At 71.1% G+C, this 7,090-nt stretch carries 6 protein-coding genes and 1 pseudogene; 4 read left to right on the forward strand and 3 right to left on the reverse strand.

Features of this window, described 5'->3' with window-relative positions:
* Positions 1–303 precede the first annotated feature (303 nt).
* The 3 genes from ACFFNX_RS37020 (at position 304) to ACFFNX_RS37030 (ending at position 4,132) form a co-directional block, all read left to right on the forward strand.
* The gene (locus tag ACFFNX_RS37020) at positions 304–924 is read left to right on the forward strand and encodes a TetR/AcrR family transcriptional regulator (RefSeq protein WP_378210694.1); all 621 of its coding nucleotides are present in this window, start codon (positions 304–306) and stop codon (positions 922–924) included.
* A 128-nt stretch (positions 925–1,052) separates the two neighbouring features.
* Positions 1,053–2,201 (forward strand): 5'-methylthioadenosine/S-adenosylhomocysteine nucleosidase family protein, encoded by a 1,149-nt coding sequence (locus tag ACFFNX_RS37025; RefSeq protein WP_378210695.1) that lies wholly within the window; start codon positions 1,053–1,055, stop codon positions 2,199–2,201.
* Entirely contained in the window at positions 2,198–4,132 is a 1,935-nt protein-coding gene (locus tag ACFFNX_RS37030) for a hypothetical protein (protein ID WP_378210696.1), read from the forward strand. The genes ACFFNX_RS37025 and ACFFNX_RS37030 overlap by 4 nt, the downstream gene beginning before the upstream one ends.
* Before the next feature lie 73 nt (positions 4,133–4,205).
* Here the strand turns inward: ACFFNX_RS37030 and ACFFNX_RS37035 are convergent, their stop codons facing one another.
* From ACFFNX_RS37035 to ACFFNX_RS37045, 3 genes are read right to left on the reverse strand one after another with little or no spacing between them, the layout of a single operon-like run.
* Positions 4,206–4,757, reverse strand: coding sequence for a cysteine hydrolase family protein (locus ACFFNX_RS37035; RefSeq protein WP_378210697.1), 552 nt, complete (start codon positions 4,755–4,757; stop codon positions 4,206–4,208).
* 53 nt (positions 4,758–4,810) lie between these two features.
* Complete coding sequence (locus ACFFNX_RS37040; protein WP_378210699.1) at positions 4,811–6,208, reverse strand: MFS transporter; 1,398 nt, start codon at positions 6,206–6,208, stop codon at positions 4,811–4,813.
* A complete protein-coding gene (locus ACFFNX_RS37045) occupies positions 6,208–6,654 on the reverse strand; it encodes a MarR family winged helix-turn-helix transcriptional regulator (protein ID WP_378210700.1) in 447 nt (148 codons plus the stop codon). Before ACFFNX_RS37045 ends, ACFFNX_RS37040 begins: the two co-directional genes overlap by 1 nt.
* Positions 6,655–6,756: 102 nt before the next feature.
* Between ACFFNX_RS37045 and ACFFNX_RS37050 the strand changes: the two are divergent.
* Positions 6,757–7,090: pseudogene (locus ACFFNX_RS37050) on the forward strand (S9 family peptidase); the annotation flags it as partial.

Genomic DNA, 7,090 nt, shown 5'->3' on the forward strand with positions numbered 1-7,090 from the left:
CCGGCGTCTCCCGCCCCGGCCGGCCCAGGGCCGGCCGGCCGCGGTCGCCGCGAACGCGATACCGACCGCCCAGCCCGCGGCGACGGTGCCGCCGGAGAACCGCTCGATGACATAGCCCGGCAACGCCTGCAACGTCGCGCCGAACGCGAGGTAACCGCAGCACCGCCGACCACAGCCGCCGGACGGGCGGACCGGCGGCAGGGGGCGTGCTCCGGCGGGCGGGAGGCGACTCGCGGATCTCCACGGGGGAGATGATACCGATCGGGACCATCTTTGGAACCGGGCTGTATCATCTACGGACCGATGCGAGACGAGGAGGAGACAATGCCGGTCGCCAAGGGCGCGGCGCTCGATCCGGCCGCCACGCGGGCGCGTGTTCTCGACGCCGCGACGAGGCTGTTCTACGCACGCGGCGTGCACGCCGTCGGCGTCAACGACATCGCGGTCGAGGCCGGAGCGTCCAAGCTGAGCCTCTACCGAAACTTCGGGTCCAAGCAGCGACTCGTCGCGGCGATGCTCGTCGAACGCTCCGAGCGGGTGCACGCCTGGCTTCGCCGCGAGACCGCCGACGCCCCTCCCGGCGAGGCGCGCGTCCTGGCCGTGTTCGACCTTCTCGCCACCTGGTTCGCCCAGGCCGACTACCGCGGCTGCGTGGTCGTGAACACCGTCACCGACACCCGCGCCCAGGACCCCGAGGTGGCCGCTCTCGGCCGCGCGCACCTGGACCTCTACCGGGAACTGCTCGCCGAGCGTCTCGCCGAACTCGACCCCCCACCGGCCGAACCCGCGCGGCTCGCCCGGCAACTCCTCCTGCTCATCGAGGGCGCCACCACGGTCGCCACGATCGACTCCGGTGACGTCACGCCCGGAGCCGACGCCCGCGACGCGGCCCGCATCCTCATCCGGTCGGCCCCTCGCCGCTGAGACGCCACGAGGATTCGTCGGCAAACGCGGATTCCCTTACCGGCGCCTCTTCCTGTCAATCGGACAAAAAGCTATTCTCGGTCTCGTGACCGATGACCCCCCTGGGCGCCGCCGGAAGGAGCCGTGAAGTGAGCCGCCGTCCGGTTGTGATCCTCACCGCGCTGGACCTGGAGTACCAGGCCATCCGCGAGAAGTTAGTCGACCCGTCTCTGCACCGGCACGCGCAGGGCACCCATTTCGAAGTCGGCGGCCTCGCCGGTGGCCGGTGCCGGGTGGCCCTGGCCCAGATCGGGTCGGGCAACCAGTCCGCGGCGGTGCTGGCCGAACGCGCCATTCAGGAGTTCGCCCCCGCCGCCCTGCTGTTCGTCGGCCTGGCCGGCGCCCTGGCCCCCGGCATCGTCCTGGGCGACGTGGTGGTCGCGACGCACGTCTACGCGTACCACGGCGGTAAGAGCGACGACGCCGGGTTCAAGAGCCGGCCCCGTGTCTGGGAGACCTCGCACGCCGTCGAACAGATCGCCCAGCACATCGCCCGCGGCCGCTCCTGGCCGCGAGATCTCCCCGAGGGTGACCCGATACCCAGGGTGCACTTCGGCCCGATCGCCGCCGGAGAGGTGGTCCTGAAGTCCACGGACTCCTCGCACGCCCGCTGGATCGACGAGCGCTACAACGACGCCAAGGCGATCGAGATGGAAGGCGCCGGTGTGGCGCAGGCCGGCCACCTGAACAGGTCGTTGCCGGTGGCCGTCGTGCGCGGCATCAGCAATCGCGCGGACCGCGTCGAGCCCCCGGTCCACGAGCGGTGGCTGTGGCGCGCGGCCGCCAACGCGGCGGCCTTCGCCGCGGTCCTGGCCGACGAGTTGGCCGATGACGTCGCCGGCGAGCCGACCGGTGGTCCAGCAGAGAGGTCGGGAATGCCCGAAACGGTACGGAACATCGCGCAGGGGAACGCACGTGTGGGCGTGCAGGCCGGAACCGTGTACGGGGGCATCCGAATGGGTTCCGAGCCGATCCCGCCGGACGACCCGGGGGAGGCGCTCGCCGACTTTCGCGCCCATCTGCGGCGAGCACGGTCCGACGGCCACCTCGACGAGGACACCTATGAGGCGGTGGAGGCGGAACTCACCGCGGCCGACGAGGCATTGGCGACGAACACACCGCAGGGCGGCAAGAAGCTCACGCTGGCCCTCAAGAAGGCACGCGGGCTCATCGCCGACGTGCCCGCCCTGGCCGCGGAGGCGGAGAACATCATCGCCCTGGCCCGGGACCTGTCGTGACGGAACCGGGCGACGTCACGAATGTCGCCAAAGACTCGAACGTCTGGGTGCAGGCGGGAGTCGTCCACGGCGGCGTCCATTTCACGCTTCCTCCGGGAGCCTCCGCCGAGGAGAAGTTCGAGCTGGGCGTGCGTTTCCTGAAGAGCAACGTGCCGAGCAAGGCGTGGAAGCTCATCAACGAGGCCGTCGACGGCGGGTACAGAACGAACAGGTCCTCCTTCTACTGGAGGCTTGCCCTGGTCAGCGGCAGAACGTGGAACGAGCTGTCCCGCGAAGAGACCGACCTGCTGCGGAACAGGAAGAACCTCACCGACCTCACCGGGGACGACGCCTGGGCGGACGGCGTGAGAACGATCGACCGATTACTGGATTCCGTCCAGAGACCCGAGGCGGACCCGCAGGTCCTGTGGAAGGAGTTCAGGGAACTGGGAGGCGAGCAGGGCGACCTGGTCGAGCGACATCTGCAGCTCTTCCTGGACGGACCGCTCCGCGACCAGATGTGGGGCCGGGCCCTGGAGCGGGCGAACCGTGACCAGAAGGCCGGTGGTCGGCAGGACCGTGTCTGGAAGTTCTTCCACCCGGATCCGGCACCGCCACGAGGGCGCCCCACACGTCCGCCCGAGGTCTCCTCCGCCCTCCGGCTGTGGAGCTGGGCGGCGACGGCCGTCTTCGCCCTGACGGTGGTCGACATCGGTTACCTGCTGGCCCAGGCGAGCCGGGTGCCGGCGCTCCTCGCGTACCTGCTGTGCCTCCCCGCCGGTTACCTCGTCGCGCACGACGGGGTGGAATGGCGCCATCGCACCGTGCGGCGTCGGGCGAAGGACCAGGAGTTCCGGACGCCGCCACGGCACCGGAACAGCGCGCCGCCCGGCGGCTTCGCGAGCAGGGTGGACCGGGACTTTCGCCGCTACTTCGCCAAGTACGCGCCGGACGGCATCGAACGCCACATCTGGCTGGCCGAGACGGCCGGGCTCCGCAGGACTATGCGCGACGAGCTCGTCGAGGTGTACCGCGAGCAGAGGATCGGCGCCGAGAAGATCACCTGGCTGATCCGGCACCGGGTCGCCGACGTCAGAACGCGCTGGGAGAAGGACACGCTGTGGAGCCATCAATGGGAACTGGCGACGCCCCTGGCGACCAGGGTGAGAGCGGTCCTCGGCCTCGTCGTGCTCTCCGCCGGGGGAGTGTGGGCGGTCGGCGGCGCCGTGTCGGCCGCCCCTCCGCACGCGGCGTACGCGACGGTCCTGATGCTGGCAGGCGGGTGGGTCGCCGCCCAGGGCCGGTTGCACATCAGCCTGGAGCGCCGGCGGGCCGCCGCCGATGAGGCCGAGAAGGAGCAGAGACGGAGACGCGAGCAGGACGCCTTCGAGCGATGGCGGCAGAAGCTGGCGAACCGCCCCGACGATGCGCAGATGGCCGCCTGGCTGGACTGCGACCGGAAGGTGTTGCTGGAGGAGGCGTTGCGGCACTACCGGCTGGCCATGAGCGACGTCGTCGCCTACGCCTTCATCGAGACGCCCGCCCCCTCGACCGAACGCGCACGGGAACGGCGCGGCCCGTGGCGCTACCGGGGATACCGGCTGCTCCTGTTCATCCTCACCGCCGACGGAGTGCGCGAGGTCACGGTCCGGCTCGATTTCGAACGGGGCACGTTCCACGATCGGCACCGGGCGAACTACCGCTACGAGGCGGTCGCGGCCGTACGGGTGCGCCATAACGACGACGATGAGCGGACGTTCGATCTCGCCCTCATGAACGGGCAGCAGGTCAGTGTTCAGGTGACCGGCCCGGGGATGGAGGAACCTCCGGAGGGCGAGACCACCGCGGAGGTGTCCGAGGTGACGCTGGACGCCTCCGGCCTTCATCACACACTGCACGTACTGGAAGGGATCGCCGCGGAGGGAAAGACCTGGTTCTCCCGGGAGCGTTAGCGATCCGTCCGTGAGGGGGCGGGGAGACGGATCCGGGCAGGGGCCGGATCCGTCTCCCCGGCGGAAACGCCGGTCAGGCGAGGGTCTTGGCCCACTCGTCGATGGTGATGACGTCGGCCTGGCGGGGGAAGACCTTCTCGGTCAGTACGCGGTGGATCTCCGGGTCGGGGTCGTGGCAGGCGTCGGCCAAGACGGTGAGGCGGTAGTCCAGGTCCGCGGCCTGGCGCAGGGTGGACAGCACCACGCCGCTGGTGGCGACGCCGGTGAGGACGAGGTGATCGATCCCGTGGGTGCGCAGGACCAGTTCCAGGTCGCTGCCCGCGAACGCGCTGACGCGCTTCTTGGTGATCACCGGCTCGTCCGGGCGGGGGGCGACGGCGTCGTGGATGGCGCTGCCCGGGTCCTCGTCGGTGAAGACGTCCACCGGGAGGGCGCCGAAGGACTTGTTGCGGTCGTTCGCCTTCCGGTGGCCGGCGCGGAAGCCGATGACCACATGCAGGACGGGGACGCCCGCGTCACGGGCCGTGGCCACCGCGCGAGCCGCACGCGCCGTGTAGTCCGGGTCCGTGACGCGGTTCATGATGCCTTGCTGAACGTCCATCACGAGCAGGGCTGTGTCGGTCATGGATGCCTTTCCAATGGGTTGTTATTCATCGACGCCTCGCGTGGCGGGGCGGGTCATCGGGCCGTACGGCCGACGCGGCGCAGCGAACGGTCGGCCGCGGTGATGGCCAGGAACAGGGCCGAGACGACGAGCATGAACCAGGCCAGGTGGTGCAGGCCGGCCGTGTCGGCGCGGTACGGGAAGAAGAAGCCGGTCGCGACGGATGACACGATCGCGCCGAGGTACATGAAGGTGCGCAGCAGCCCGGCGGAGGAGCCCATCCGCGCCGAGTCCGCCTGGTGGTACACCGAGTTCTGCAGGGCGAGACTGTTCAGGCCCTGGGGCACGCCGAAGACGAGCGCGACCACGACGAGCAGCCAGATCGCGCTGTGGGAGCCGAACGCGGGCAGGAGCGCGCAGGCGGCGAGCTGGCAGGCGGCGCCGACGAGGAGTTTGCCGCGGATCTCCCTGCGGCGGCCGGTGGTGGTCGAGACGAGGATCCCGGTCAGGAACAGCGGCAGCTGCATGAGCCCGGCCTGGGACGACGACAGGCCGCGCCCCTGCTCCAGCCACTGCGTGTAGCCGTACAGGAACGAGTAGGAGACGACGTAGGCCAGGAGCGCGCGGGCGTAGGTGGCCAGCAGGGGCAGGTTGCCGCCGAGCACGCGCAGGTCGACGAACGGCTCGGACCGCCGCAGCTCGACGACCGCGAAGGCGATCGCCGCGAGCACCGTCACCACCGGCAGGTACCAGTGGGAGACGCGCGGGTGCATCAGGAAGAGCAGCAGCGAGATGAGCATCGCGGCGAACAGCGCCATTCCCGGGAGGTCCAGCCCCGGCCGGTCGTGCGGTCCGCGTTCGGGCCGTGGCGTCCTGGGCAGCCACAGCAGGCCCAGGGCCAGCCCGGCCACGGCCAGCGGGATGTTGACGGCGAAGGTCGTGCGCCATCCGCCCAGGCCGATCAGCAGGCCGCCCAGAGAGGGGCCGATGACGGCGATGGTCTGACCGGACACGGCGAGCGCGGTCAGGACCCCGGCCGGGCTGTCGCGGCCGGTCCGCTCGGCCTCGCTCCTGATGAGCGACATCGCGGCCGGATAGCCGGAGCACGTCCCGAACCCGAGCAGGACCCGTGCGACGACCAGCACGCCCAGATCGGGCGCCAGGACGCCGACCAGTCCGGCGATCCCCGTGAGGGAGGTGCCGACCAGGAACAGCAGGCGCGGGCCGTACAGGTCGATCAGGCGGCCCACCACGGGCTGGCCGATCGACGTGGCCAGGTAGAGCGCGGAGACCAGCCACGCCGTCTGCGCCGGCGGTGCGCCGAGCGCGATGCCGATCGGGACCAGTGCGACCGCGATGATCGAGGAGTTGATCGGGTTCAGAATCGAACCGAGGATCATCGGGGCGAGCAGCCGGCGGTCGAACGTCTCCGGTGAGCCGGTGTCGGGGCGTCCGGTGACTCCGGTGCTCATCAACGCGCGAGCCGGTCGATGAGCGCCATCGCATCGAGGATGGTCGCGCGCTCCTGCTCGGTGCAGCGGTCCTGCAGGGCCCTGGCCAGCCATTCCTCGCCCGCGCGCCGCTTGTCGGCCAGGTACGCGTGTCCGCTGTCGGTGGGCGAGACGAGCTGGCGGCGTCCGTCGCCGGGGTCCGGGCGGCGCTGGATCAGGCCGCGCTCCTCCAGCGCCGCGAGTGTCGCGGCCATCGACTGCGGGCGGACCCGTTCGGCGGCGGCCAGGGCGCTCGCCGACGCGGGACCCTCCTTGTTCAGCCGGCTGAGCGCCGACGTCTGCGACGGCGTGAGCCCTTCGTTGTCCCAGGACTCCTTCAGTCTCCGGCGCAGGCGGCTGAAGACCGACCGGACCTCGTGCGCCGCACGGACGGCCGACTCGGAGACATCCGTGTTGGTCTCGTTCATGGCGCCCACGGTAGATCCTTCAGCCTGAACTGTCCAGTTTGAGCTGTCCAGTCCAGGCTGTCGGATCGACGCCGTGGCAGGCGCCGTGGCAGGGTTTCGCCCATGACCTCCCTGCCCGACCGGCTCTTCCGTACGCGGCGGTTCACGCGAGGCGCCCCCGGGAGTTTCACGGTCGTCGGCGGCGGCGGGACGGTCGTCTTCCTGCGCGGCCGCACGGGGGACGACCCGGCGACCTGCCTGTGGGCACTGGACCCGGGTTCGGGGGCGGAACGCCTGCTCGCCGACCCCCGCGCACTGACCGGCCCGTCGCAGGGGATCGACGCGTACGCCACGGACGCGGGCGGCGGACTGGCCGCCTTCACGCTGGCGGGTGGGCTGTGGGCGGTGGACGTCCACGGCGGCCCCGTCCGGCGCCTGCCCGCCCGCGACCGTGCCG

This window comes from Actinoallomurus acaciae, assembly GCF_042429965.1.
In the GTDB taxonomy this organism is placed as follows: Bacteria; Actinomycetota; Actinomycetes; order Streptosporangiales; family Streptosporangiaceae; genus Actinoallomurus; species Actinoallomurus acaciae.

Bases quoted from the DNA above. Each gene is read 5' to 3' on its own strand.
- ACFFNX_RS37040 (WP_378210699.1), bottom strand. From the start codon at position 6,208: ATGAGCACCGGAGTCACCGGACGCCCCGACACCGGCTCACCGGAGACG.
- ACFFNX_RS37020 (WP_378210694.1), top strand. From the start codon at position 304: ATGCGAGACGAGGAGGAGACAATGCCGGTCGCCAAGGGCGCGGCGCTC.
- ACFFNX_RS37045 (WP_378210700.1), bottom strand. From the start codon at position 6,654: ATGAACGAGACCAACACGGATGTCTCCGAGTCGGCCGTCCGTGCGGCG.
- ACFFNX_RS37035 (WP_378210697.1), bottom strand. From the start codon at position 4,757: ATGACCGACACAGCCCTGCTCGTGATGGACGTTCAGCAAGGCATCATG.